Below are 23,888 nucleotides of genomic sequence, written 5' to 3' on the forward strand. Positions count from 1 at the left end.
TGCGCGCCTGTTGTACTGCTGTGACGTCCCGACGCACCTTTTTCGACATTCGCGCCTCATCCGGCGCCGAGGCACACGAACGGTCTGCGCAGCGGATCCTCTGTCACGGCGGCGGCCAGCGCCACGGACGGTGTCGTTCCGGTCGCGAGCTGTGCGTGGTAGGTGACCATCGTCGCGGCGGCGGCCGCGTCGCCGACCCGGCAGGTGGCCGCCACGACCGTCCGCACCCCGCTCGCCAGCAGACCGCCCGCGAAACCGAGAGCTTCGTCACCGGCCGGATGTGTGACAGCCTCGGGCGCGATGGCGATCACGTCGGGGATCAGAGGTTCCGCCGGGTCGGTCGCCTCGCGGACGGTCGCCGTTCGGGAACGCGCTGGTCATGGGGCAACGTCTCGACGGGATGTCGGCACGCATCCCACTACGTCCACGTGCCGTTCCCCGGCGTAACGGGAGCGCCGAGTGGAACAGCCCGGATCACCCGACCGAGGCCCCTGCCGAGGACCGCTCCGCTCAGGAAGTCGCCGCGATGGTCGCGCTGCCGAGCACCACATCACCATCGGGGTCCTCGCGATAGAGCACAACGGCCTGTCCTGGGGCCACGCCCCGCAGGTCGCCGTCGAGCCGCACGACCAGCTGCCCGTCCACAACGGACGCTTCGGCCGCTGCGGTGCCGCCGTGCGCCCTGACCTGGGCGACACACCGCGTGCCCGCGGCGATTCCGGTGCCGGAAGGCCAGTTCGGCGCCGTGCCGACGATCTCGCGGACCGCGAGCTTCTCCGCGGTGCCGACCCGGACGTCGCCGCTCACCGGTTCGAGCGACAGCACGTAGCGGGGGCGGCCGTCGGCGGCCGGTACCCGCAGGCCCAGGCCGTGCCGCTGCCCGACGGTGAACCCGTGCACGCCGGTGTGGGCGCCCAGCACCGCGCCGGTCTCGTCGTCGACCAGCGCACCCGGCCGGGTGCCGAGGTGCTTGTCGAGGAACCCGCGGGTGTCGCCGTCGGGAATGAAACAGATGTCGTGGCTGTCGGGCTTCTCGGCGACCATGAGCCCGCGCTCGGCCGCCTCCGCGCGCACGGCGGGCTTCACCGAACCGCCGAGCGGGAACATCGCGTGCCGCAGCTGGTCGTGGCGCAGCGACGCCAGCACATAGGACTGGTCCTTGCCCTCGTCGGCGCTGCGCCGCAGCTCCGGCTGACCATCCACGACCGACAGGCGGGCGTAGTGCCCGGTGGCGACCGCGTCGAAGCCGAGCGCGACCGCCTTGTCGAGCAACGCGGCGAACTTGATCCGCTCGTTGCACTTCAGGCACGGGTTGGGGGTGCGGCCCGCGGCGTACTCGGCGACGAAGTCGTCGATCACGTCCTCGGTGAACCGCTCCGCGAAGTCCCACACGTAGAACGGGATGCCGAGGATGTCGGCCACGCGGCGGGCGTCGCCCGCGTCCTCGACGCTGCAGCAGCCACGCGCGCCGGTGCGCAGCGTGCCTGGCTTGGCGGACAGCGCGAGGTGCACGCCGGTGACTTCGTGTCCCGCGTCGACCGCCCGTGCCGCGGCCACGGCGGAATCCACGCCACCGGACATGGCGGCCAGAACCTTTCTCACGACGCCCCCTCGCAGGCCCGGTGCCGTCGCGGTGCCACCTGGTTCGCTCCGCAAGCTCCGCTCACAAGATCTCCACCCGAGTAGCGGCGCGGCGCATGTTGACCAGACCGGCACTGCGCGCGCGTTCGACGACGGGGCCGATGGCGTCGGCCAGCGCGGTCACGTCCGCCCTGGTCGAGGTGTGCCCTAGCGAGAAGCGCAGTGAGCTGCGCGCCAGATCGGGCTCGACGTCCATGGCCAGCAGGACGTGGCTGGGCTGCGCGACCCCCGCGGTGCACGCGGAGCCGGTCGAGCACTCGATGCCGCGGGCGTCCAGCAGCATCAGCAGGCTGTCGCCCGCGCAGCCGGGGAACGTGAAGTGCGCGTTGCCGGGCAGCCGCGACGGCGCGCCGGCCACATCGGACTGGCCGGGGTCGCCGTTCAACACGACGTCCGGCACGATCTCCCGCACCACGGCGACCAGCTCGTCGCGCAGCGCGGCGAGGCGCCGCGCCTCGGCGGGCCGCTGGTCGAGCGCCTGGCGGACGGCGGCGGCGAGCGCGACGATCGCGGGCACGTCCAGCGTGCCGGACCGGACCTCGCGTTCCTGTCCCCCGCCGTGCAGCACCGGTGTGCACGCCACTTCGCGGCCGAGCAGCAGCACCCCGGCGCCGAACGGGCCGCCGAGCTTGTGCCCGGTGAGGGTGAGCGCGGATGCCCGCGACGTGGTGAAGTCGACCGGGATGGCGCCGACGGCCTGCACGGCGTCGGTGTGGAACGGGATGCCCTGCTCCGCGCAGGTGGCGGCCAGCTCCTTGACCGGGTTGACCGTGCCGACCTCGTTGTTGGCCCACATCACGCTGACCAGCGCGACGCTCGCCGGGTCCTCCGCGATCGCGGCCCGCAGCGTGTCGTCGTGCACGCGGCCGAACGCGTCGACCTCCAGCAGCGTCAGCTCGGCGCCCTCGTGCTCGACCAGGTACTCCGCCGCGTCCAGCACCGCGTGGTGCTCGACCGCCGACACCAGCACGCGCCTGCGTGCGGGGTCGGCGGCACGCCGGGCCCAGAAGATGCCCTTGATCGCGAGGTTGTCGCTCTCGGTGCCACCGGCGGTGAAGATCACCTCGGACGGTCTGGCGCCCAGCGCGTCCGCGATGTCCTCCCTTGCCTCCTCGACCAGGCGTCTGGCCCGCCGCCCGGAGGTGTGCAGGGACGACGCGTTGCCCCTGACGGTGCGCGCGTCGGTGAGTAGGGCGGTCATCGCCGCCGCTGCCTCGGGCAGCAGCGGGGTCGTGGCCGCGTGGTCGAGATAGGTCATCGAAAGCCAAGGGTAGTCCGGGTTCGGTGAAATTCCGTCATGAGGCTTGCCGCGCGGGGCGGAACACCAGCGCGCCGAACAACGCCAGGCCCGCGAGCAGCAGGTTCAGCGGCACGATCGCGGCGGACGGCGCGGCGGTCGACGCGAACGTGGCGAGCATCACCCCGCCGAGCCCCACGGAGATCGCGGCGAACGTCATGTCGTTGACCTGCAGCGCGGAGGAGACGAACCCGCGGTCGCGTGGTGCCGCGTAGTCCAGCCCCAGCACGCTGATCGACGGGTACGCCAGCCCCATCGCGGCCCCCGCGACCAGCCAGAACGGCACGACGAGCCACGCGAGCCCCCAGTCCGCGCCGACCAGCGCCATCGCGGCGAGCGCGGCGGACAGCGCGAGCAGCCCGCCCCGGATGAGCGTCGGCCGGTCGAGGTCGGGACGGCGGCCCTGCCAGTGCGACGCGGCCGCCCAGCCGCAGGCGCCGACGGTCAGCGGCACCCCCGACATGGCGGGCGAGAACCCGTGCACGGCGGTCAGCGTGAGCGGCACGAACGCCTCGACCCCGAAGAACGCGCCCGCGAACACGCCCCTGACCAGCACGGTCGCCGGCAGACCCGGCCGGGCGGTGAACGTGCCACGCGGCAGCAGCACCCGCAGGGCGGGCACCAGCGCGGCCAGCCCGGCGAGCCCGAGCCACAGCGTGGTCGGCGACGGGTGCTGCGCGGCCCAGGTCAGCGCGGCGATGCCGAACGCGGTGGCGACCGCGGCGAGTGGCACCCCGCGCCGCACCGTCGACGCCGGCGCGTCCCGCGCCACCTCGGGCAGCGACCTGAGGACGGGCACGAGCAGCAGCGCACCGAGCAGCGCGAACGGCGCGATGCCGAGGAACACCCAGCGCCAGCCGACGTGCTCGGTGATCAGCCCGGCCGCGGTGGGCCCGACGAGCGAGGGCACCACCCACGCGGCGGCGAGCAGACCGAACACGGCGGGCCTGCCGCGGTGCGGGAACACGAGCGCGACGAGCACGTAGATCGCGACGATCTCGGTACCGAGCCCCAGCCCCTGCAACGCCCGTCCGGCGAGCAGCACGGGCATGTCGGAGGCGACCCCGGAGGTGATCAGCCCGGCGAGGAACAACCCCGGCCCGGCGAGCAGCGCGGGTGCCGGGCCGAAGCGGTCACAGAAGCGCCCGGACAGGACGGTGGCCATCACGCTGGCGGCGAGGAACGCGGTGAACGGCCAGGAGTACAGCGCCTCCCCGCGCAGGTCGGCCACCATCCTCGGCATCGCGGTGCTGACCCCGAGGTGCTCGAACGCGGCGATGGTGACGAGCGTCAGCATCCCGATGGTGGTGGCGCGGTAGCGCGCCGACCAGACCGATGGCGCCTTCTCCTCGTGCTGCGGCTCGACCGCGTCCAGGCTCACCTGGTCATCGTGCAACCTCCACGGCACTGGAGGTCCAGTGGTTTTCAGCGGGCAGCGAGGCGGGCACCAGCACGTCGTCGACGGCCCGCTCGGCGAGCCGGGCCAGCTCGTGCCGGTCCTGCGCCCGCCCCGGCGCGATCTCGTCGAGGACATGCACCTCGATCACCAGTCCCCGGAGCGCGGCGGTCCGCCGCACGGAGTCGACGATGGTCTCGTCCCCGATGAACGCGGGTGCCGTGGTGGCCGCGCCGCCCCTCAGCCGAAACCGCAGCGCCACGGGAAGAACCGGAACACCACCGTCGATGGCGGCCTGGAACAACGCGGGCCGGAACCGCCCGTGGGTGAGCCCGCACCAGGTGGTGCCCTCCGGGGTGACGTTGACCATCGCACCAGCACGCAGGGTGTCGGCGAGCGCGGCGACGGTCCCCGGCAGCGAGCGGATGTTCTCCCGGTCCACGTAGACGGACCCGGCAGCCGACACGAGCCACCCCAGCACAGGCCAGGACGCGATGTCCTTCTTGGCCACGGCACGCATCGGCCGCACCGCGTTGACGGCGACGATGTCGAGCCACGAGGTGTGGTTGTTGACGACGAGCGCACCGCGACCGGGCCCCGGGATCTCCCCGTGCACCACGAGCCGGACCCCCACGGCGACCAGGACCGCACGGAAGATGGCTCTGGTGAGCCAGTTCCGGCCGCGCCCGCCGATCAGGGGCAGGAACAGGAGGCTCAGCAGACTGAGGAGGACGACGGTCACCACACCGACGATCCGCAGCACCCTGACCACCCGGCCGACGGTGGGTTCCTGCCCGCCGAGACACCCCTGCCCGCACGGCGATCCGGGCATCCAGGCGTGACTCATCGCTGCTCACCGAGGAAGTAGCTGAGGTAGCGCGGGTCGACCCGGTCGAGTCCCAGGAGGACGAACAGATCGGCGACCCCGAAGTCGACGTCCACCGCGGGCTGCCCGCACACCCACGCGCCGAGCCGCAGGTATCCCTTGAGCAGCGGGGGAATCACGGTCCGCCGGGGAACGTCGATCCCGGCGTGGTCCCACGGCCGCAAGGGCCGGACCTGGTACTCCTTCGGCGCGAGATGCCTGCGCCGCACGGTGTCCCAGACCCCGGCCGCGAGCGTTCCCCCGTCCTGCAGGGAAACCGAGGCGCACCCGGCGAGCCAGTTGTGCCCGGACAGGTACATGTACCGGGCGATCCCGGCCCACACGAGGCTGACGACCGCGCCGGACCGGTGGTCGGGATGCACACAGGACCGCCCGGTCTCGACCAGCGCGGCCCGCAGCGGCGCGAGGTTGCGGAGATCGAACTCGGTCTCGGAGTAGAGCATCCCGGCCTCGCGCGCCCGCTCGGGCGGCAACATCCGGTAGCAGCCGACGATCTCACCGGTGACGTCCTCACGGACCACGAGGTGGTCACAGTGCTCGTCGAAGCCGTCGACATCCAGCCCGGGAGACGGGGTGTGGAGGGTGGCCCCCATCTCCTCGGCGAACACCCGGTACCGAAGCCGTTGCGCGGCAACGACTTCCGCACCATCTCTGGCGACGAGCAGCGAGTAGCGGGGTGCCGTGGCCCCCTCATCGGCCGTGCTGACGAGAAGCTGTGCCTGCGTCATGCCATCAGGTGTACGCGTCACCCGGCAACCAGCACGTGCCTGTTCCGATGACACGTGCATGGCGCCGGGGTGAACTCCCTGAGAGTTGTTCGGGTTGGTGGGTTTGTCCTCGGTTTGGTGCCGTGAAAGGCGCGTTGACGGCGTGGCAATGCCCTGAAAGGCGCGTTTAGGGCGCTGAGCGCCCTGAATGGCCCATTGGCGGCACTCGTTGTGCCGTCAACGGTACCGGGCCGTCCTGCGGTGCCCGCCAGCCGCTTCGCGGGGCCCGCTGCGCGAGCCCTGGCGCTGCGCGCCTGGCTTTGGTGCTGTGAAAGGCGCGTTGACGGCGTCTGGGGTGCCGTGAATGGGCCGTTCACGGCACCGGTTGTGCCGTGAACGCGCCTTTCACGGCGGTCCGCCCGGTGGGCATTCGACGGTGCCGTTGATCAGCCATCGGTCCATGCGCAAGCTTGCCGTCCACGAAGAGAGCCGCCGCGAACTGTGTCGCGGCGGCTCTCCTTCGAACGGGTGAAGCTACTTGCGCTTCTGGATTTCCTCGGTCAGCTGCGGCGTGACCTTGAACAGGTCGCCGACGACGCCGTAGTCGGCGATCTCGAAGATCGGCGCCTCCGCGTCCTTGTTCACCGCGATGATCGTCTTCGACGTCTGCATGCCTGCCCGGTGCTGGATGGCGCCCGAGATGCCCAGCGCGATGTACAGCTGCGGCGACACGGTCTTGCCGGTCTGCCCCACCTGGAACTGCGCCGGGTAGTACCCGGAGTCGACCGCCGCGCGCGAGGCGCCCACGGCGGCACCGAGCGCGTCCGCCAGCTGCTCGACGACCGAGAAGCTCTCGGCGCTGCCGACGCCGCGGCCACCGGAGACGACCACGGACGCCTCGGTCAGCTCCGGCCGGTCACCGCCGACGACCGGCTCGCGGCCGGTGATCTTCGCGGCCTTCGCCGGGTCCACCGCGGGGACCTCGACCTGGGTCTCGGCCGCCGCGCCCTGCGACTGCACGGCCTCGAGGCCGCCGGGACGCACCGAGATGATCGGCACCCCCTTGGCGGACTTGGTCTTCACCACGAACGCGCCACCGAAGACCGACTTGGTGACGGTCAGGTCGCCGTCGACACCGATGGCGTCGATCAGCAGACCGCCGCCGACCCGCGCGGCCAGGCGGCCGGAGATCTCCTTGCCCTCGACGGACGCGGAGACCAGCACGGCGGCCGGCGACGCGGACTCCACCAGCGACGCGAGCACGTCGACCTGTGGCGTCACCAGGTAGGACGCGGCGTCGTCGGACTCGGCGACGTAGACCTTCTCGGCGCCGTAGGCGCCCAGCTGCTCGGTCAGCTTCGCGGCGGTGCCGGGGGCACCGACGACGACCGCCGACGGTGCGCCGATCTCGCGCGCCGCGGTGAGCAGCTCGTACGTGACCTTCTTCACCTCGCCGTCAACGTGATCGACGAGGACCAGAACCTCAGCCATTGGTGAATCCTCCTCAGATCAGTTTCTGCGAGACCAGGTACTCGGCGACCTTGACGCCACCGTCACCCTCGTCCTCGACGCGCTGGCCCGCCTCGCGCGGCGGCTTCGGGGCGGCCTCGGTCACGGTCGACCAGGCGTTGGCAAGGCCGACGTCGTCCACGCCGAGGTCGGCGACCGACAGCGTCTCGACCGGCTTCTTCTTGGCGGCCATGATGCCCTTGAACGACGGGTAGCGCGGCTCGTTGATCTTCTCGCCGACGCTGATCACGGCGGGCAGCGACGCCTCGAGGTGCGTCAGGCCCTCGTCGGTCTCCCGCGTCACCTTCAGCGAGGAACCGTCGATCTCGACCTTGCGGGCGTGCGTGAGCTGCGGGTAGCCCAGCAGCTCGGCCAGCACCGCCGGCACCGCGCCGCCCTGGCCGTCGGAGGCCTCGTTGCCCGCGATGACGAGCTCGGCGCCCTCGACCTTCTTGACGGCGGCGGCGAGCACCTTCGCGGTCTGCAGCAGGTCGGACCCGTGGAGCGAGTCGTCGACCACGTGCACGGCCTTGTCGGCGCCCATCGACAGACCCTTGCGGATCGCCTCGGTCGCACGATCGGGGCCGACGGAGAGGACGGTCACCTCGCCGCCATGAGCTTCCTTGATCACGAGCGCCTCCTCGATGGCGCGCTCGTTGATCTCATCGAGCACCGCGTCGGCCGACTCCCGGTCCAACGTGTAGTCGGAGTCGGAGAGTTTGCGCTCCGAATAGGTGTCCGGGACTTGTTTCACCAGCACGACGATGTTTGGCATGGGTCTGCTCCGACCTCCTGGGGTTACGAGCGGCAAGCGCGAGGCCACAATACGAGGTAAGCCCGCATCTGTCCGGCCAGTCACATGTTACTGACCAGTAGCTCAGTGGCAAACCGAGTGCGCCCCAAGTCTCCGTGACGGTGCCCACAGGACACCCTTAGTTAACATATGCACATGCCTGGACGAGTTGGTCTTGTGACGGACTCCACGTCAAGTCTCCCCGCCACGCTGGCCGCCCAGTGGGGCATCACGGTCGTGCCGACCCAGATCCGGATCGGGGAGCACGTGCGCTCCGAGCACAACGTGCCGAAGGACGTGCTGGTCAGAGCGCTCCAGGAGAACATGGACGTGTCCACCTCCGCGCCCGACCCCGCCGGGTTCCAGTGGGCCTACGAAGACCTCGCCGCTCGCGGCGCCGACGAGATCGTCTCCGTGCACATCTCGAGCAAGCAGTCCGAGACCTACGAGATCGCGCGGCGGGCCGCCGCGGGAAGCCGGGTGCCGGTGCACGTCGTCGACTCCGGCACCACCGGCATGAGCCTTGGCTACGCGGTGCTCGCGGCCGCCAGGGTCGCAGGCGCTGGCGGCGGGGCCCACCGCGTCATGGACGCGCTCGCCAGGCGGATCGAGGGCAGCGCCGAGCTGATCTACGTGGACACCCTCGACTACCTGCGCAAAGGCGGCCGCATCGGCGCCGCCGCCGCCATGCTCGGCAGCGCGCTGTCGCTCAAGCCGCTGCTCACCATGATCAACGGCCAGGTCGCGCCGCTCGCGCGGGCACTGGGCAGCGAACGGGCACTGCGCAAGCTGGTCGACACGGCCGTCGAGAAGGCGAACGGCAGGACCGTCGACATCGCGATCGAGCACTTCGGCGCCGAGGCCCGCGCCGGGACGGTCGCCTCGCGGGTGAAGGCACGGCTCCCGGCTGCGCGGGAGATCACGTTCACCGAGGTCAGCTCGGCCCTGGGCGTCCACCTCGGGCCAGGGACGGTCGGCATCACGGTTTCGCCGACGTGACCGTTCCTACCCCGTAGTAGCCTGCCGCGATGGAGTTCGAGTCCGCGGTGCCGCAGCTTCCGTTGACCGGTGAGCGGACCGTGCCAGGGATCGTCGAGGAAAACTACTGGTTCCGGCGCCACGAGGCCGCCTACCTCGCGCTGCGGCCGTACTGTGTGGACGCGTTCGTGCTCGAGGCCGGGTGTGGTGAAGGTTACGGCGCGGACCTGCTCGCCCGCGACGCGGTCGGCGTGCTCGGGCTCGACTACGACGCCATGACACTGCACCACGTCGCGAAGGCCTACCCGAGGGTCCACACGGCACGCGCGAACCTCGCCGCGCTGCCGGTCGGTTCGTCCACAGTGGACGTGGTGGCGAACTTCCAGGTGATCGAGCACCTGTGGGACCAGGAGGGGTTCCTCCGCGAGTGCCTGCGCGTGCTGCGGCCCGGCAGCCGCCTGCTGGTCACCACGCCGAACCGGATCACGTTCTCGCCCGGCCGGGACACACCGCTCAACCCCTTCCACACCAGGGAGCTGTCGCCGTCGGAGCTGGTGGAGTTGTTGCGGGACACCGGGTTCGAGGTGGAGTTCCTCGCCGGGCTGCGGCACGGGGCACGCCTGGGCGTGCTGGACGCGGAGTTCGGTGGCTCCCTCATCGACGCGCAGGTCGCGGTGGCGGTGTCCGGTGCGCCGTGGCCCGAGGCGCTGCGGGACGCGGTCGCGTCGGTCGCCGCGCAGGACTTCGTGATCTCCGAACAGGACCTGGACTCGAGCCTCGACATCGTCGCCGTGGCGGTTCGCCCATGAGCGAGCTTGCCCGCGAGGAGCGTTCATGACGGAACAGGGCTCGTTCTGCCTGGTGCTGCACAGCCATCTGCCCTGGCTCCCCCACCACGGCACCTGGCCGGTCGGCGAGGAATGGCTCTACCAGGCGTGGGCCCACTCGTACCTGCCGGTGGTCGAGATGCTGCACCGGTTCGCCGAGGAGGGCCGCCGCGACGTGCTGACGCTGGGCGTGACCCCGGTGCTCGCCGCGCAGCTCGACGACCCGTACGCGCTGCGTGCCTGCCACGACTGGCTCGGCAACTGGCAGCTGCGTGCGCAGTTCGCCGCGACCCGCTGGCGGGAGCCGCTGCTCCGCGACCTCGCGGCCGCCGAGTTCCGCGCCGCCGCGCACGCGCTGGAACTGTTCGGGACGCGGTGGCGGCACGGTTTCTCCCCGGTGCTGCGGTCCCTGGTGGACACCGACGTCGTCGAGCTGCTCGGCGGGCCTGCGACCCACCCGTTCCAGCCCCTGCTGCGACCGGAGGTGCGCCGGTACGCGCTGCGAGCGGGACTGGACGACACGGCGCTGCGGCTGGGCCGTGCACCGGAGGGCATCTGGGCGCCCGAGTGCGGCTACGCGCCCGGCATGGAGGCGGACTACCGGGCGCAGGGCGTGCGGCGGTTCCTGGTCGACGGGCCCGCGCTGCACGGCGACACGCACGCGGCGCGGCCGGTGGGGTCGTCGGACGTGCTGTGCTTCGGGCGCGACCTCGACGTGACCTACCGGGTGTGGTCACCCAAGGCCGGTTATCCCGGCGACGCGGCCTACCGCGACTTCCACACGTTCGACCACCCGAGTGGGCTCAAGCCGTCGCGGGTCACCGGCAGGCAGGTGCCACCGCACGAGAAGAAGCCCTACGACCCGGCGCTCGCGGCCGCCGCCGTCGAACGGCACGCGGCCGACTTCGTGGCGACCGTCGTCGCGCGGCTGGGGTCGCTGCGGGAGCGGCACGGCCGCCCGGGGCTCGTGGTCGCGGCGTACGACACCGAGCTGTTCGGGCACTGGTGGCACGAGGGCCCGGCGTGGCTGGAGGCCGTGCTGCGGGGGCTGCCCGCGGCCGGGGTGCGGGTGACGACGCTGCGCGGCGCGATCGAGGCCGGGCACGTCGGCGAGCCGGTCGCGCTGCCCGCGTCGTCGTGGGGTTCCGGCAAGGACTGGCGGGTGTGGGACGGCGAGCAGGTGTCCGACCTGGTATCCGCGGGTGCGGCGCTGCAGGAGGAACTCCTTGCCGTGCCGCCAGTGCCCTACCGGGACCCGGTGCGGGACCAGCTGGTGCGCGAGGCGCTGCTGACGCTGTCGAGCGACTGGGCGTTCATGGTCACGAAGGACTCGGCGGCGGACTACGCGCGACGGCGCGCGAAGGTGCACGGCGACCGGTTCGCGGAGCTTGCGGCACTGCTGCGCGCGGACCACCCGTCGCGGTTCGCGCGGGCCGGGGCGTTGCGGGCGGAGGACGGCGTGTTCGGGCGGTTGGACGCACGGGGGTTGTTGTTCTGATGCGCGTGCTGATGTTGTCGTGGGAGTACCCGCCGGTGGTCGTGGGCGGGCTTGGCAGGCACGTGCACGCGCTCGCGACCGAGCTGACGGCGCTCGGGCACGAGGTCGTCGTGCTGTGCAGGCACGACGCGGGCACGGACGCGCTGACCCACCCGACCGCCGACGCGGTGGCCGCGGGGGTGCGGGTCGTGCGCGTCGCCGAGGACCCGACGCACCTCACGTTCGAGAAGGACCTCGTGGCGTGGACCCTGGCCATGGGGCACGGGATGGTGCGGGCCGGGCTGTCGCGGCTCGGCGACTGGCGGCCCGACGTCGTGCACGCCCACGACTGGCTGGTGACGCACCCCGCCATCGCACTGGCCGACTTCTTCGCCGTCCCGCTCGTGGCGACGATCCACGCGACCGAGGCTGGCAGGCACAGCGGCTGGCTCTCGCAGTCGCTGAACCAGCAGATTCACTCGGTCGAGTGGTGGCTGGCCAACCGGGCGGACGCGTTGATCACGTGCTCGTCCGCGATGCGGGCCGAGGTGTCGCACCTGTTCGAGGTGACCGACATGACGGTGATCCACAACGGCATCTACCCGCAGGGCTGGCGGCCCTCCGCCGCCGCGGTGCGGGACGCGCGGGCCCGGTACTCGCCGGACGGCGCACCGGTGGTGGTGTACTTCGGGCGGCTGGAGTGGGAGAAGGGCGTCCACGACCTGCTGGCCGCGCTGCCGAGGGTGCGGCGGGCGTTCCCGGGGACGCGGCTCGTGGTGGCCGGTCAGGGCCGCCAGGCCACGGCGTTGCTCGAACAGTCGAGGAAGCTGCGGGTGCGGCGGTCGGTGGACTTCGCGGGACACCTGCCGGACCGGGCGTTGAAGGCGTTGCTGGCGGCCGCCGACGTGGTGGTGCTGCCGTCGCGGTACGAGCCGTTCGGGATCGTCGCGCTGGAGGCGGCCGCCGCCGGGGCGCCGCTGGTGGCGTCGACGGCGGGCGGGCTGGCGGAACTGGTGGTGGACGGCGAGACCGGGCTGTCGGTGACACCCGGCGACGTCGACGGGATCGCGGCGGCCGTGCGCACCGTCCTGACCGACCCGGCGGCGGCCACCCGCAGGGCTCGCGCCGCGAAGGCCCGCCTCGCGACGGAGTTCTCGTGGCAGGGCATCGCGGCGGAGACGGTGGCCGTGTACCGCGGCGCCACCGTCGCCGACCACCAGCCGCTCGGCCGCCCGAAGATCGCGAGCGGCAACGCGTTCACGACCTGAGGCGTCAGCCCGCGCTGAACGTGAAGACGCAGGGCGCGTTGCCGCCGTTGAGTTCCACGCTGAGCTTGCCGGAGCGCAGTGGCTTGCCGCCCAGGGTGCCGCTCAACGTCACCTTCAGGTAGTACTTGGAGCCTTCGGTGGAGGCGATCGCCAGCTCCGGGTCCTTCTTGATCACGTAGTCCACCATGCCGCCGACCGCGTCCGGGCAGTACATCGAGTTGGCCGCTTCGCTGTCGAGCTTGTTGAGCGCGGTGACGAACTCCTCGGCGAACGCCTCGCCGTCGACGCTGCTCCCGCCGCTGCTCCCGCCGCCGGGTCCGTCATCGCCGGAGCCACCACCGGGCCCGTCGGCCGGACCGTCGGCCGGACCGCCGCCAGGGCCGTCAGCGGGGCCACCGCCGGGGAGGCCGCCGGGGCCGCCCGGCGCGGAGCCCGTGCCGTCGCCGCCGTCGGCGCTGCTCTCGCTGTCGTCGTCGGAGAGGAAGAACCCGGGCGCCACGAAACCGGTGATGCCGAGCCCGGCGAGCAGCGCGACCACGAACATCAGGGTCGCCAGCAGCGGTGCCTTGTTCCTGGGCGGAGGACCGCCGTAGGGGCCGCCCTGTTGCGGATAGCCGCCGTACGGCTGCCCCTGCGGAGCCTGCTGCCCGCCGTACGGTCCCTGTTGCGGTGGATACGCCATGGGCCGTGATTCTGACCGCGCCCCTTTCGCGGCGCTTTCATCGCGGCGAAAGCGTCAGTTGTACGTCTCCAGGGTCTTCTTGAGGGCCGCGGCCGCCTTGCGGGACATGTCGGCCACCGCGGCGCGGCGTCCCGCCTCCGCCTCGTAGGTGGCGCGCCGGTCGCGGACGACCTTCGCCGGGATGCCCGCCGCCACCGCGTAGTCCGGGACGTCGCCCTTCACGACCGCGTGCGCGCCGACCACGACACCGCGCCCGATGCGGGTGCCCTTGGTGATCGTGACCTTCGTGCACATCCACGTGTCCGGGCCGATGCGGACCGGCGCCTTCACGATGCCCTGGTCCTTGATCGGCAGGTCGATGTCCGACGTCACGTGGTCGAAGTCGCAGATGTACACCCAGTCGGCGACCAGCGCGGCCTCCCCGAGCTCGATGTCGAGGTAGCAGTTGATCACGTTCTGCCTGCCGAACACGGCCTTGTCGCCGATGCGCAGCGACCCCTCGTGGCAGCGGATCGCGTTGCCGTCCCCGATGTGCACCCAGCGGCCGATCTCCATCCGGCCGTACCCCGGCCTGCAGTGCACGTCGAGGTCCTTGCCGAGGAACACCATGCCCCGCAACACGACGTGCGGGTTGGCGAGCCGGAACTTCAGCAGCCGCCAGTAGCGCACCAGGTACCACGGTGTCCACGCCCGGTTGCGGATCACCCAGCGCAGCGAGTCGAGCGTCAGGAACCTCGCCTGGTCCGGGTCCCTCCGCGCCCGCCGCCAGCCGCGGACCCGCTCGGCGACCGGCGATCCCCACATGGAAGTCATGGCAGGTCACCGTAGCCGACCGGGGTCGGCGGGCCGACGCGCGCCATGACCGCCCGCGGTGGCAGCAAGCTGCTCACCATGGTTGCTCGGAGCGAGCAGACCGATACCGTCTGACACATGACTCCCCTCATCATCGACACGGACCCCGGCGTCGACGACGCGTTCGCGCTGGCACTGGCGTGTGCGGCGCCCGAGGTGGACCTGATCGGCGTGACGACCGTGTTCGGCAACGTGGGCCTCGCCATGACGACACGGAACGCGCTGCGGGTGCTCGCGTTGTACGGCCGGGACGACGTGCCGGTGGCGGCGGGCGCGGAACAGCCGCTCGTGCACCCGCATCCGCACCGCGCGCGGCACGTCCACGGCGCCGACGGGCTGTCCGGGCGGGCGGACACGCTGCCAGAGCGGGGGGCCGGCGTGGCCGGGGTGGACGCGGTGTCGCTGCTCGTGTCGCTGCTGGAGTCGGCGCCGTCGCCGGTGACGGTCGTGCCGATCGGGCCGCTGACGAACATCGCGCTGCTGCTGGCCGCGCACCCGTCCGTGCGGAGCAAGATCGCGCGGCTCGTGGTGATGGGGGGCGCGCTCGGGGGCGGCAACGTGACCGCGGCGGCCGAGTTCAACATCTGGAGCGACCCGGAGGCGGCGCGGCGGGTGCTGGTGGAGGAGTCGGTGCCGGTCACGCTGGTGCCGACGGACCTGACGACGCGGTGCGCGGTGGACGGGCCGTGGCTGGACTCGCTCGCGGGCACCGGACCCAAGGGTGCGGCGCTGGTGTCGCTGACGACCACGTACCGCGAGCACTACAGCCGGGCGCTGGGCCGGGACGGCATGGTGGTCCACGACGCGGTCGCCGTCGCCGAGGCGATCAAACCGGGTCTGCTGCACACGGTCCCGATGCCGGTCGAGGTGGACTGCGGCTTCGGCCCGGGACGGGGCACCGTGATCGCCGACCGGCGGGTCACGCGGGAACCGGCGGGACGGCGCGAGATCGACGTGGCGCTGTCCGCCGACCTCGACCAGGTGCGCACGTTCCTGCTGACCCACCTCGCGGGCTGACCGCACCGGTCACGCCGCGGCACACACGTACGCCACCGGTGATCTGCCGACCCTCGTCAGCACCACGGTCGCCGGTTCCCCGCCGGACAGTTTCAGCCTGGGGCGCAACGTGTTCGGGTCGACGTCGAGGCCGCGGACGAGGATCTCCACACGGCCGACACCGCGGCGGCGCAACGTCTGTCGCAGCGACTTCTCCGTGTAGTGCCCGTGTTCCAGCACCCGGAACGCCCGCACCCCTTCCGGTTTCGTGTCGCCGGTCAGGTACGCGATGCGTTCGTCCAGCTGACCGAAACCCAGCCGTGCCGCGTACTGGCGTACCAGGCCCGCGCGCACGACGGCGCCGTCCGGGTCGACCAGCCACTCCCCCACCGCGCGGACCGGGCAGTCGCCGGGGTCGTCGGAGGTGACCGTCCACTCCGGACTCCCGGTGCGCAGGACCGTCGCCCGCCGCGACGGACCGGCGAAGGAACCCGTCCACAGGCACGCCTCCCGCACCTGCCCGTCCAGCGACACCAGCTCCACCTCGCCGGTCCACGGCAGCTCGGCGAAGTCCATGCCCGGCGCGCACTTCACGGCCAGGTCCCGGCCGGGGTAGGCGTCGGCGATGGCGTCGAGCGGGGGCACGAAGTCGGCCGCGTGCCAGCGACGGCGGCCTGCCGAGTCCCGGCGGGCCGGGTCGACGAAGACCGCCGCGTCCCGCGTGACCGGCCGGAGCGCGTCGGCGCGGACAAGCGGCGCGGACACGTTGTGCGCCGCCATCGCCAGTCGCACCTCGTCGAGGTCCGAGCCGACGCACCGGTCGGCGACCTCGGCGAGCGCGGCCAGGTCCACGCCGACCGAACAGGTCACGTCGTGCACGGAACGACCCGCGAACCGGGCCGCCCGGTGGCGCGCCACCGGCATCGCGGTCGCCTGCTGCAACGCGGTGTCGGTGAAGAGCCAGTCGTCCGGGGAGTCCACTTTGGCCGCGGCACGGCGGCGCAGCAGCACGGTCTCCAGCACCGGAGGGGACCATTCGCCGACCAGGCGGCGAGCCTTGGCGACGTCCGCGAGATGGCTGGCCGATGTCAGCGGCAGTCCGGAAACCGCCGCCACCGCCGAAACCCCGGCCGGCGAGCGCAGGAACCGCACGTCGGCCGGGGTGAACCGATAGGTCAGGGCTTGGTCCCCGTGATCAGCACGTTGTAGAACAGGTCGCGCGGGGCGAGTTTGCGGAGCACGTTCTCGTCCAGCCACGTCAGCCGCAGCCACGCCTTGTACGCGAACAGCCGCCAGGCCAGCGTCAGCTTCTCCTGCGGCACCGCGGCCTCGAACGTGCGCACCGGCCAGCCGAACAGCGCGGCCGCCAGCTCCTCGGTGTGCGCGTGCACGTTCGCCGCACCCGCGTCGCGGGCGACCTTCTCCAGTTCGGCCGGGTCGAACGTGTGCAGGTCGACGACCGCCTCGAGTGCCGCGGCGCGGGACGACTCGTCCAGCTCGGACTGCGGGCGGCGCCAGCCGGACAGCGCGGGCAGCTTCGTCACGTTCGTCGTCAGCCACCACGTGAACTGGCCGAGCTTGCGGGCGTAGGTGTCGCCGATCCTGGTCGGCTCACCGGCGAACACGAACCGGCCGCCCGGCTTGAGCACGCGCAGCACCTCGCGGAACGCGGCGGGCACGTCCGGGATGTGGTGCAGCACCGCGTGCCCGATGACGAGGTCGAAACTGTCGTCCTCGTACGGGATCGTCTCCGCGTCGGCGACCCGGCCGTCGACGTCGAGGCCGAGGTGCTCCGCGTTGCGCAGCGCGACCTGGACCATGCCCGGCGACAGGTCGGTGACCGAGCCCTGCTTGATCACGCCGCCCTGCATGAGGTTCAGCAGGAAGAAACCGGTGCCACTGCCCAGTTCCATGGCGTGTTCGTACGGCCAGTCCTCGTCACCGGCGACCGCGCGGAAACGCCCCGTCGCGTAGTCGATGCAGCGCTCGTCGTAGGAGATCGACCACTTCTCGTCGTAGGTGTCGGCTTCCCAGTCGTGGTACAGCACGTTCGCGAGCTTCGGGTCCTTGCGGGCCGCCTCGACCTCTTCCTCGGTCGCGTGCGGGTTCGGCGCGGGGTCGTTACTTGCCACTGAAAGTCGCCTTTCCCGGACCGTTCTCGATGAACGACCGCATGCCCGTCTTCTGGTCCTCCGTCGCGAACAGCGCCGCGAACACCTGGCTCTCCAGCCGCAGCCCGCTGTTCAGGTCACCGTCGAGACCACCGTCGACTGCGGTCTTCGCGGCGGCGAGCGCCTGCGCGGCGGCGCCGGAGAACTGCGAAGCCCACTTCTTCGCGGCCTCGTACACGTCGTCCGGCGCGACGACCTCGTCTACGAGGCCGATGTGCAGTGCTTCCTGCGCGTCGACGAACCGTCCCGTGTAGATGATGTCCTTGGCCTTGCTGGGGCCGACCAGGCGCGACAGGCGCTGGGTGCCACCCGCGCCGGGGATGATGCCGAGCAGGATCTCCGGCTGGCCGACCTTGGCGTTGTCGCCCGCGATCCTGCGGTCGCAGCACAGCGCCAGCTCCAGGCCGCCGCCGAGCGCGTACCCGGTGATCGCGGCGACCGTCGGCTTCGGGATGGCGGCGACCGCGGAGAACGAGGACGACAGCTGACCGGCGCGGGCGGACATGTCGGCGTAGGACATGTCGGCCATCTCCTTGATGTCCGCACCCGCCGCGAACACCTTCTCGCCGCCGTGGACGATCACCGCGCGGACGTCGTCGCGGGCGGCCGCCTCCTGCGCTGCGGCGCGGATCTCCTCCTGCACCTGCCGGTTGAGCGCGTTCATCGGCGGCCGGTCCAACCGGATGGTGCCGACGCCGCTGTCGACCTCGAGCCTGATGAACTCACCCACGGGAGATCCTCCTACTGTGTCCAACTGGTCGCTTCGCTCCTCCGCTAAGCCACCGTCTTCCCTCCTGCGCGCGGAGATCTCTGGGCTCGTTCCTCGCGCAGAGATCTCCGTGCTCGTCAGGCCAGACGGCGTCCGCTCCGTCGCTTCGCTCCTACTCAGAAGTAATCAAGTGGACCCAACCTAGCCTCACCCGCGTCGGCGCGCGAAATACCGGTCTCCCAGCTGGTCCAGCTCCAGGTCCTGGTCGAACGTCTTCGACAGGTTCTCGCTGGTCAGGACGTCTTCGAGGAGGCCGTGCGCGACGATGCCGCCGTCGGCGATCAACAGCAGGTGGGTGAACCCGGGCGGGATCTCCTCGACGTGGTGGGTGACGAGGATCGTCGCGGGCGCGTCCGGGTCCCTCGCCAGGTCGGAGAGCCTCGCCACGAGGTCCTCGCGGCCGCCGAGGTCGAGACCGGCGGCGGGCTCGTCGAGCAGCAGCATCTCCGGGTCGGTCATCAGCGCGCGGGCGATCACGGTCCGCTTGCGCTCGCCCTCGGACAGGGTGCCGAACAGCCGGTCGGTGAGGTGGCCGATGCCGAGGCTCTTGCACAGGTCGAGCGCGCGGCCGGTGTCGAGCTGGTCGTAGGCCTCCCGCCAGCGGCCGAGCACCGCGTAGCCCGCGCTCACCACCACGTCGAGGACCGTCTCCTCCGGCGGGATCCGGCCGATCAGCGCGGCCGAGCAGAAGCCGATGCGTGGCCGCAGCTCGAACACGTCCACCCGGCCGAGTTTCTCGCCGAGCACGTGCACCGCACCCGTGGTGGGGTGCAGTTCGGCGGCGGCCAGCCTGAGCAGTGTCGTCTTCCCGGCTCCGTTGGCGCCGAGGATCACCCATCGCTCGTCGAGTTCGACGCTCCAGTTCACCTCCGTCAGGAGGTTGTTGCCCGCGCGCCGCACACCGACGTCGGCCATGTGCACAACCAGGTCATCGAGGTCCACTCCCGTCACGATGCCCTATTCAACATGAGGGTTTGCACGCGCGTGCCCTCGGTTTGCCTCCGTGCGCAACGGTGGTGGTCGCGGCAGGTCACGGCCGCGTTGACTCAGGCCCCATGACCGGCTACACCGTGAACACCACGAGCCTCGCCATCCGGGTGGGCGAGCTGACCGCCGTCGCCGACGAGGTCGGCGAGATCATCGGCGCACTCGACCTCACCGGCGGCGACCTCGGCCCCGGCGACCTCGGCGCGGCCGTCGCCGAGGTGGCAGGCGAGTGGCGCGACAACCTCGGCGACCTGCGGGACAAGATCGGCAGGATCGCGGACAACGTACGTGGCGCGGTCGCCAACTACGACCTCGTCGAGCAGGGCGGCGCGGACCGGATGCGGGCGCTCGCCGAGGGCACCGTCGGTGACCAGGTCTTCGAGGCGCTCAGGAACGCGAGGCCGTGACCATGCGCAGCTTCCCGGCACTCGGGTTCGACCCCACGCCAGGTGCGGCCGACGCGGTCAAGACGCTGATGCTCCGGCTCGCCACCGCCGCCGAGACGATCGGCACGACCCTCCCCCGCCTGACGGAGGCGACGGAGATCACCGACGACGCGGAGTGGGGCGGCAGCGCGGCCGAGGAGTTCAGCGACCACGGCGACGACCTGCCGCGGGGCCTCGGCAGGGGCGGCGAGGCGATCAACGCCGTGACCACCGCGCTGTCGTCGTGGTTCGGCAGGCTCACCACCAACCAGGCCCGCGCGGAAGTGCTGGAGGCGGCCGCCGGGAAGCTCAGGGCGAAGCTCGCCACGTTCGACCGGTGCACGCCGGAGTCGACCGCGGTCAGCACGCAGCTGGCCAGGATCGTCGACGACGCGAGGCGCCTGGCGGCCAGGCACCTGCGGGAGGCGAACGCGACCGCCGACGCGATCCGCGAGGGCAGGGACGGCGACCCGTTCGCACCGGAGAACGACACCTGGTACGTCCAGGGCCTCGACGGTCTCGCCGTGGCCGCCGACGGCGTCTCCCTCGCCACCGCGACCGCGGCGGCCGGGCTCGCCGCCACCGGCGTTGGCCTGCCCGCGGCGGCCGTGCTGGGGGCCGCGTCCACCGGCTCCGGCGCGGTCGGATCGCTCGCCGCGCTCGGCCAGCAGCTGTCCGGGTCCCGCAACGCACCCGGCTGGACCGCGGTGGCGCTCGGGCTGGGCACCAGCGTCGTCCCCGGCGGCGGCACGGCGGCCGCCGCGGCCCGAAGTGGTGGCCGCGTGGCGCTCAGGCGGGGTTCCCCGGCCGCGATCCGGGCGGCCCGCAAGGACATCGAGGCCGCGGCCCGAGGGGGCGGCGTGCCGGGGCTGATCGACAACGTGAGCAGGATGCGGCAGCACGGGATCGACGGCAAGGTGTCCCGCGACCTGACCGCGGCGGGCCGGGAGGCCGCCAGGCGGGAGGGCATCGACCTGCCCGCGAACCTGGCCGACCGCAAGGCCGAGCTGCGGCGGCTCGGGCTGGCGGCCAAGCAGCACGAGGCGTACGCGGACCTCGTCGACAAGGGCGCCACGATCGCGGAGAAGGCCGGGGTCGAGCTGACCCCGGCGCAGAAGGCCGAACTGAAGTTCCTGCAGCTGGGCGTCAACCCGACGCCGAAGCAGCTGGACAAGGCCATCGAGGACTTCGGCAAGGACGCGCTGAAGTGAGCGGACGCCGTCCTGGTGGAGGAGCGAAGCGACCGATGGGGACACTGGTCCTCGACCTGCCGGACACCGTGTGGCGGCTGCCGCTCGACCACCCCCGGCTGGCCATCCAGGAGTACGCGGGGATCGTCGGCGAGCTGCGCGGCCTGCCGACCGGGCGCGCCGACCTGGAGGCGCTCGCGACCGAGACGGTCGAGACGGCCGTGCGCGAGGGCGCGGTGCTCATGGCGGTCGTCGCGCCACCAGGCGCGGCGCCCGCGGTGCTCACCGGCGTCGTGCTCGACCTGCCGCCCGGCTGGGACCCGGACACGGCCGCGGCGCTGCGGGACGCCGTGGAGGACGTCGGCGGGCCGGACGTGCGGGAGACGCTGGTGCTCGGCACCGCGCTCGGGCCCGCCGTCATCGCCCAGCGGGTGCCGGGGGTGGAACAGGCGCGGGCCGGGCGGCCGCTGACGCTGCAGCTCCAGGCGTTCATCGCCGAGGGCGAACACCTGCTGCTGCTCACCCTCGCCTGCCCGGCCACCCACGGCTGGGCCACCCACCAGCTCCTGTTCGGGCAGGTCGTGGCGTCGGCGAGAGCCGAGAAGGGCGCCGTCGCGGCCGAGGTACCCGAGGACTCGTACGAGAATCACACCTATCGGCTCTGATCACCGGGCCGGGTCCCAGGCAAGATGGGGGAATGCCCGCCGATCACGTGCTGCCCGGATCACCGTTCCCGCTGGGCGCGCACCCGGAGGCCGGCGGCGTCCGGTTCGCGGTCGCGTCGTCGGTGGCCGAGGCCGTCGAGCTGTGCCTGATCGGTGAGGACGGCGACGAGCGGCGACTCGAGCTGACCGAGCGCACCTTCGGCATCTGGCACGCCATCGTCCCCGGCGTCACCCCCGGCCAGCGCTACGGCTACCGGGTGCACGGCCCGTACGAGCCGGCCCGCGGCCTGCGCTGCAACCCGGCGAAGCTGCTCGTCGACCCGTACGCCCGGCAGATCACCGGCACCGTCGGCGACCCGCGCGCGGTCCTCGGCTACGACGGTGACCCGATGACCGGCACGCCCTCGACCAGGGACTCCCTCGGGGACGTGCCGCTGTCGGTGGTCGCCCCGCCCGGCGGCGTGGACACCGGGGTCAAGCCGGAGACGCCGTTCGAGGAGACGGTGATCTACGAGCTGCACGTCCGCGGGTTCACCAAACTGCACCCGGAGGTCCCGGAGCACCAGCGCGGCACCTACCTCGGGCTGGCGCACCCGGCCGTGATCGACCACCTGGTCCGGCTCGGCGTCACCGCGGTCGAGCTGCTTCCGGTGCACACGATCGTCGACGAGCCGTCGCTGCGCCGCCGCGGCATGTCCAACTACTGGGGCTACTCCACGCTCGGCTTCCACGCGCCGCACGAGGCGTACGCGAGCGAGCCGGGCAACGAGCTGACCGAGTTCCGCACGATGGTCGCCGCACTGCACGCTGCGGGCATCGAGGTGATCCTCGACGTGGTGTTCAACCACACCTGCGAGGGCGGGGTGGACGGGCCGACGCTGTCGCTGCGCGGGCTCGACGCGCCCGCCTACTACCTGCACGACCGCCACGGGTCCACAGTGGACCTCACCGGATGCGGCAACACGCTCAACCCCGGCTCCCGCGAGGTGGTCCGGCTCGTCACCGACTCCCTGCGGTACTTCACGAACGAGCTGGGCGTCGACGGGTTCCGGTTCGACCTCGCGAGCGCGCTGGGCCGCCCGCGCGGCGGCTGGTTCGACCCCGACTCGGCACTGATGACCGCGATCACCGTCGACCCGTCGCTGGCGCACTGCAAGCTGATCGCCGAGCCGTGGGACGCCACCGCGGACGGCTACCGGGTCGGTGGCTTCGCCCCGCAGTGGACCGAGTGGAACGACCGCTTCCGCGACGGGGTGCGGGACTTCTGGCGCGGCGCGGTGAACGTGCGCGACCTCGCCTACCGGCTGTCCGGGTCGGAGGACCTGTACGCGGCCAACACGCGGCGGCCGTGGGCGTCGATCAACTTCATCACCGCCCACGACGGGTTCACGCTGCGGGACCTGGTGTCCTACAACCACAAGCACAACGAGGAGAACGGCGAGGGCGGCCGGGACGGCGCGGACTTCAACCGGTCGTGGAACTGCGGGGTCGAGGGCGAGACCGGCGACCCCGCGGTGCTGGCGCGCCGCGACCGGCAGGCACGCAACCTCCTCGCCACGCTCCTGCTGTCCACCGGCACCCCCATGCTCACCGCGGGCGACGAGCGGTGGCGCACGCAGGGCGGCAACAACAACCCGTACTGCCTCGACAACGAGGTCTCGTGGGTGTCGTGGGAGCCGGACGAGCGCGCCGACGACCTGCTCGCGTTCACCCGCAAGGTGATCGCGCTGCGCGCCACCTCCCCGGCACTGCGCCAGCCGCAGTTCTTCGACGGCCGCCCGACGCACTCCGGCAGGCCGGACCTCGTGTGGTTCGCCCCGGACGGCGAGCCCATGCGTGACCACGACTGGTTCGACGACGACCGCCGCACGATCGGCATGTCGGTCGACGGGTCGACGAGCCTGTCCCGCGACCGCACCGGCGAACTGATCGCCGACGACAGCTGGCTCGTGCTGCTGCACGCGGGCGACGAGCCGGTCGAGGTGACGCTGCCCGGCCCGGCGTTCGGCGACGTGTTCATCCCGGTGCTGGACAGCGGCACCCCACGCGGCGAACCCGCCGACATGAGCCCGCTCGCGGCAGGCAAGCGCGTGACGCTCCCGGCTCGAACGCTGCTGGTGTACCGAACGCCGCGCTCCACCGGATGATCGATTTCGCGAAGATCAGGTGAAGTGCGCCCGGCGCGACGTCCGCAGGGCGGCCCGGCGCCGCGAAAGGCGCGTTCAGGGCGCGCAGCGCTGTGAAAGGCGCGTTCAGGGCAGTGGGTTCTGTCGTGTGCAGCGGCTCACCTTGCGGTGCGGGTGCGCGCGGCCCTGCCCTGAACGCGCCTTTCACAGCGTCACAGGCTGGGCGCTACGCGCCCGGCCCGCACA

Annotated in this window: 23 protein-coding genes; 9 read left to right on the forward strand and 14 right to left on the reverse strand. The window is 72.1% G+C overall.

Features of this window, described 5'->3' with window-relative positions:
* Nucleotides 1-56: 56 nt before the first annotated feature.
* The 8 genes from ACFPCV_RS24135 to ACFPCV_RS24170 all read right to left on the reverse strand — a co-directional run bounded on the left by ACFPCV_RS24135 (nt 57) and on the right by ACFPCV_RS24170 (nt 8,211).
* Nucleotides 57-311 (reverse strand): CHAT domain-containing protein, encoded by a 255-nt coding sequence (locus tag ACFPCV_RS24135; RefSeq protein WP_378058568.1) that lies wholly within the window; start codon nt 309-311, stop codon nt 57-59.
* 199 nt (nt 312-510) lie between these two features.
* Nucleotides 511-1,602 (reverse strand): tRNA 2-thiouridine(34) synthase MnmA, encoded by a 1,092-nt coding sequence (mnmA, locus tag ACFPCV_RS24140; protein WP_378058569.1) that lies wholly within the window; start codon nt 1,600-1,602, stop codon nt 511-513.
* A 61-nt stretch (nt 1,603-1,663) separates the two neighbouring features.
* Nucleotides 1,664-2,899 carry a cysteine desulfurase family protein gene (locus ACFPCV_RS24145; protein ID WP_378058570.1) on the reverse strand — a complete coding sequence of 412 codons (1,236 nt, stop codon included), beginning with the start codon at nt 2,897-2,899 and terminating at the stop codon, nt 1,664-1,666.
* A 37-nt stretch (nt 2,900-2,936) separates the two neighbouring features.
* Nucleotides 2,937-4,235: an MFS transporter gene (locus ACFPCV_RS24150; protein WP_465251574.1), complete on the reverse strand. Its 1,299-nt coding sequence runs from the start codon at nt 4,233-4,235 to the stop codon at nt 2,937-2,939.
* Between the two features lie 88 nt (nt 4,236-4,323).
* Nucleotides 4,324-5,181 (reverse strand): lysophospholipid acyltransferase family protein, encoded by an 858-nt coding sequence (locus tag ACFPCV_RS24155; RefSeq protein ID WP_378058572.1) that lies wholly within the window; start codon nt 5,179-5,181, stop codon nt 4,324-4,326.
* Nucleotides 5,178-5,948, reverse strand: coding sequence for a GNAT family N-acetyltransferase (locus ACFPCV_RS24160; RefSeq protein ID WP_378058573.1), 771 nt, complete (start codon nt 5,946-5,948; stop codon nt 5,178-5,180). Before ACFPCV_RS24160 ends, ACFPCV_RS24155 begins: the two co-directional genes overlap by 4 nt.
* A 513-nt stretch (nt 5,949-6,461) precedes the next feature.
* On the reverse strand, nt 6,462-7,418 hold the full coding sequence (locus ACFPCV_RS24165; protein ID WP_378058574.1) for an electron transfer flavoprotein subunit alpha/FixB family protein: 957 nt from the start codon (nt 7,416-7,418) through the stop codon (nt 6,462-6,464).
* Nucleotides 7,419-7,431: 13 nt separating this feature from the next.
* The gene (locus ACFPCV_RS24170; RefSeq protein ID WP_378058575.1) at nt 7,432-8,211 is read right to left on the reverse strand and encodes an electron transfer flavoprotein subunit beta/FixA family protein; all 780 of its coding nucleotides are present in this window, start codon (nt 8,209-8,211) and stop codon (nt 7,432-7,434) included.
* A gap of 174 nt (nt 8,212-8,385) precedes the next feature.
* On the opposite strand from ACFPCV_RS24170, the gene ACFPCV_RS24175 reads away from it, so the two are divergent.
* From ACFPCV_RS24175 to ACFPCV_RS24190, 4 genes are read left to right on the forward strand one after another with little or no spacing between them, the layout of a single operon-like run.
* Nucleotides 8,386-9,228 (forward strand): DegV family protein, encoded by an 843-nt coding sequence (locus ACFPCV_RS24175; protein WP_378058576.1) that lies wholly within the window; start codon nt 8,386-8,388, stop codon nt 9,226-9,228.
* Between the two features lie 29 nt (nt 9,229-9,257).
* Nucleotides 9,258-10,016, forward strand: coding sequence for a class I SAM-dependent methyltransferase (locus ACFPCV_RS24180; RefSeq protein WP_378058577.1), 759 nt, complete (start codon nt 9,258-9,260; stop codon nt 10,014-10,016).
* Between the two features lie 25 nt (nt 10,017-10,041).
* Nucleotides 10,042-11,532 carry a 1,4-alpha-glucan branching protein domain-containing protein gene (locus tag ACFPCV_RS24185; RefSeq protein WP_378058578.1) on the forward strand — a complete coding sequence of 497 codons (1,491 nt, stop codon included), beginning with the start codon at nt 10,042-10,044 and terminating at the stop codon, nt 11,530-11,532.
* Nucleotides 11,532-12,779 (forward strand): glycosyltransferase family 4 protein, encoded by a 1,248-nt coding sequence (locus ACFPCV_RS24190; protein ID WP_378058579.1) that lies wholly within the window; start codon nt 11,532-11,534, stop codon nt 12,777-12,779. The genes ACFPCV_RS24185 and ACFPCV_RS24190 overlap by 1 nt, the downstream gene beginning before the upstream one ends.
* A gap of 4 nt (nt 12,780-12,783) precedes the next feature.
* Here ACFPCV_RS24190 and ACFPCV_RS24195 read toward each other — a convergent pair whose 3' ends face one another.
* Nucleotides 12,784-13,461, reverse strand: coding sequence for a hypothetical protein (locus tag ACFPCV_RS24195; RefSeq protein WP_378058580.1), 678 nt, complete (start codon nt 13,459-13,461; stop codon nt 12,784-12,786).
* Between the two features lie 54 nt (nt 13,462-13,515).
* The gene (locus tag ACFPCV_RS24200) at nt 13,516-14,274 is read right to left on the reverse strand and encodes an acyltransferase (RefSeq protein WP_378058581.1); all 759 of its coding nucleotides are present in this window, start codon (nt 14,272-14,274) and stop codon (nt 13,516-13,518) included.
* A 117-nt stretch (nt 14,275-14,391) separates the two neighbouring features.
* Between ACFPCV_RS24200 and ACFPCV_RS24205 the strand changes: the two genes are divergently transcribed.
* Nucleotides 14,392-15,330 carry a nucleoside hydrolase gene (locus ACFPCV_RS24205; protein WP_378058582.1) on the forward strand — a complete coding sequence of 313 codons (939 nt, stop codon included), beginning with the start codon at nt 14,392-14,394 and terminating at the stop codon, nt 15,328-15,330.
* Nucleotides 15,331-15,339: 9 nt separating this feature from the next.
* On the opposite strand, the gene ACFPCV_RS24210 is transcribed toward ACFPCV_RS24205, so the two are convergent.
* The 4 genes from ACFPCV_RS24210 to ACFPCV_RS24225 all read right to left on the reverse strand — a co-directional run bounded on the left by ACFPCV_RS24210 (nt 15,340) and on the right by ACFPCV_RS24225 (nt 19,164).
* Nucleotides 15,340-16,488, reverse strand: a complete 1,149-nt coding sequence (locus ACFPCV_RS24210; RefSeq protein ID WP_378058747.1) for a THUMP-like domain-containing protein — start codon at nt 16,486-16,488, stop codon at nt 15,340-15,342.
* A complete protein-coding gene (locus tag ACFPCV_RS24215; protein ID WP_378058583.1) occupies nt 16,485-17,441 on the reverse strand; it encodes a class I SAM-dependent methyltransferase in 957 nt (318 codons plus the stop codon). The genes ACFPCV_RS24210 and ACFPCV_RS24215 overlap by 4 nt, the downstream gene beginning before the upstream one ends.
* Nucleotides 17,431-18,210 carry an enoyl-CoA hydratase/isomerase family protein gene (locus ACFPCV_RS24220; protein WP_378058584.1) on the reverse strand — a complete coding sequence of 260 codons (780 nt, stop codon included), beginning with the start codon at nt 18,208-18,210 and terminating at the stop codon, nt 17,431-17,433. Before ACFPCV_RS24220 ends, ACFPCV_RS24215 begins: the two co-directional genes overlap by 11 nt.
* Before the next feature lie 186 nt (nt 18,211-18,396).
* Complete coding sequence (locus ACFPCV_RS24225; RefSeq protein ID WP_378058748.1) at nt 18,397-19,164, reverse strand: ABC transporter ATP-binding protein; 768 nt, start codon at nt 19,162-19,164, stop codon at nt 18,397-18,399.
* 140 nt (nt 19,165-19,304) lie between these two features.
* Here ACFPCV_RS24225 and ACFPCV_RS24230 point away from each other — a divergent pair, with 140 nt between their 5' ends.
* From ACFPCV_RS24230 to glgX, 4 genes are read left to right on the forward strand one after another with little or no spacing between them, the layout of a single operon-like run.
* Nucleotides 19,305-19,643 (forward strand): hypothetical protein, encoded by a 339-nt coding sequence (locus ACFPCV_RS24230; protein ID WP_378058585.1) that lies wholly within the window; start codon nt 19,305-19,307, stop codon nt 19,641-19,643.
* Nucleotides 19,640-20,872: a hypothetical protein gene (locus ACFPCV_RS24235; protein ID WP_378058586.1), complete on the forward strand. Its 1,233-nt coding sequence runs from the start codon at nt 19,640-19,642 to the stop codon at nt 20,870-20,872. The genes ACFPCV_RS24230 and ACFPCV_RS24235 overlap by 4 nt, the downstream gene beginning before the upstream one ends.
* A 35-nt stretch (nt 20,873-20,907) precedes the next feature.
* Complete coding sequence (locus tag ACFPCV_RS24240; RefSeq protein WP_378058587.1) at nt 20,908-21,516, forward strand: hypothetical protein; 609 nt, start codon at nt 20,908-20,910, stop codon at nt 21,514-21,516.
* Nucleotides 21,517-21,548: 32 nt separating this feature from the next.
* A complete protein-coding gene (glgX, locus tag ACFPCV_RS24245; protein WP_378058588.1) occupies nt 21,549-23,663 on the forward strand; it encodes a glycogen debranching protein GlgX in 2,115 nt (704 codons plus the stop codon).
* The last annotated feature ends 225 nt before the right edge of the window (nt 23,664-23,888 follow it).

This window comes from Actinophytocola glycyrrhizae, from assembly GCF_042653545.1.
GTDB classification, from domain to species: Bacteria; Actinomycetota; Actinomycetes; order Mycobacteriales; family Pseudonocardiaceae; genus Actinophytocola; species Actinophytocola glycyrrhizae.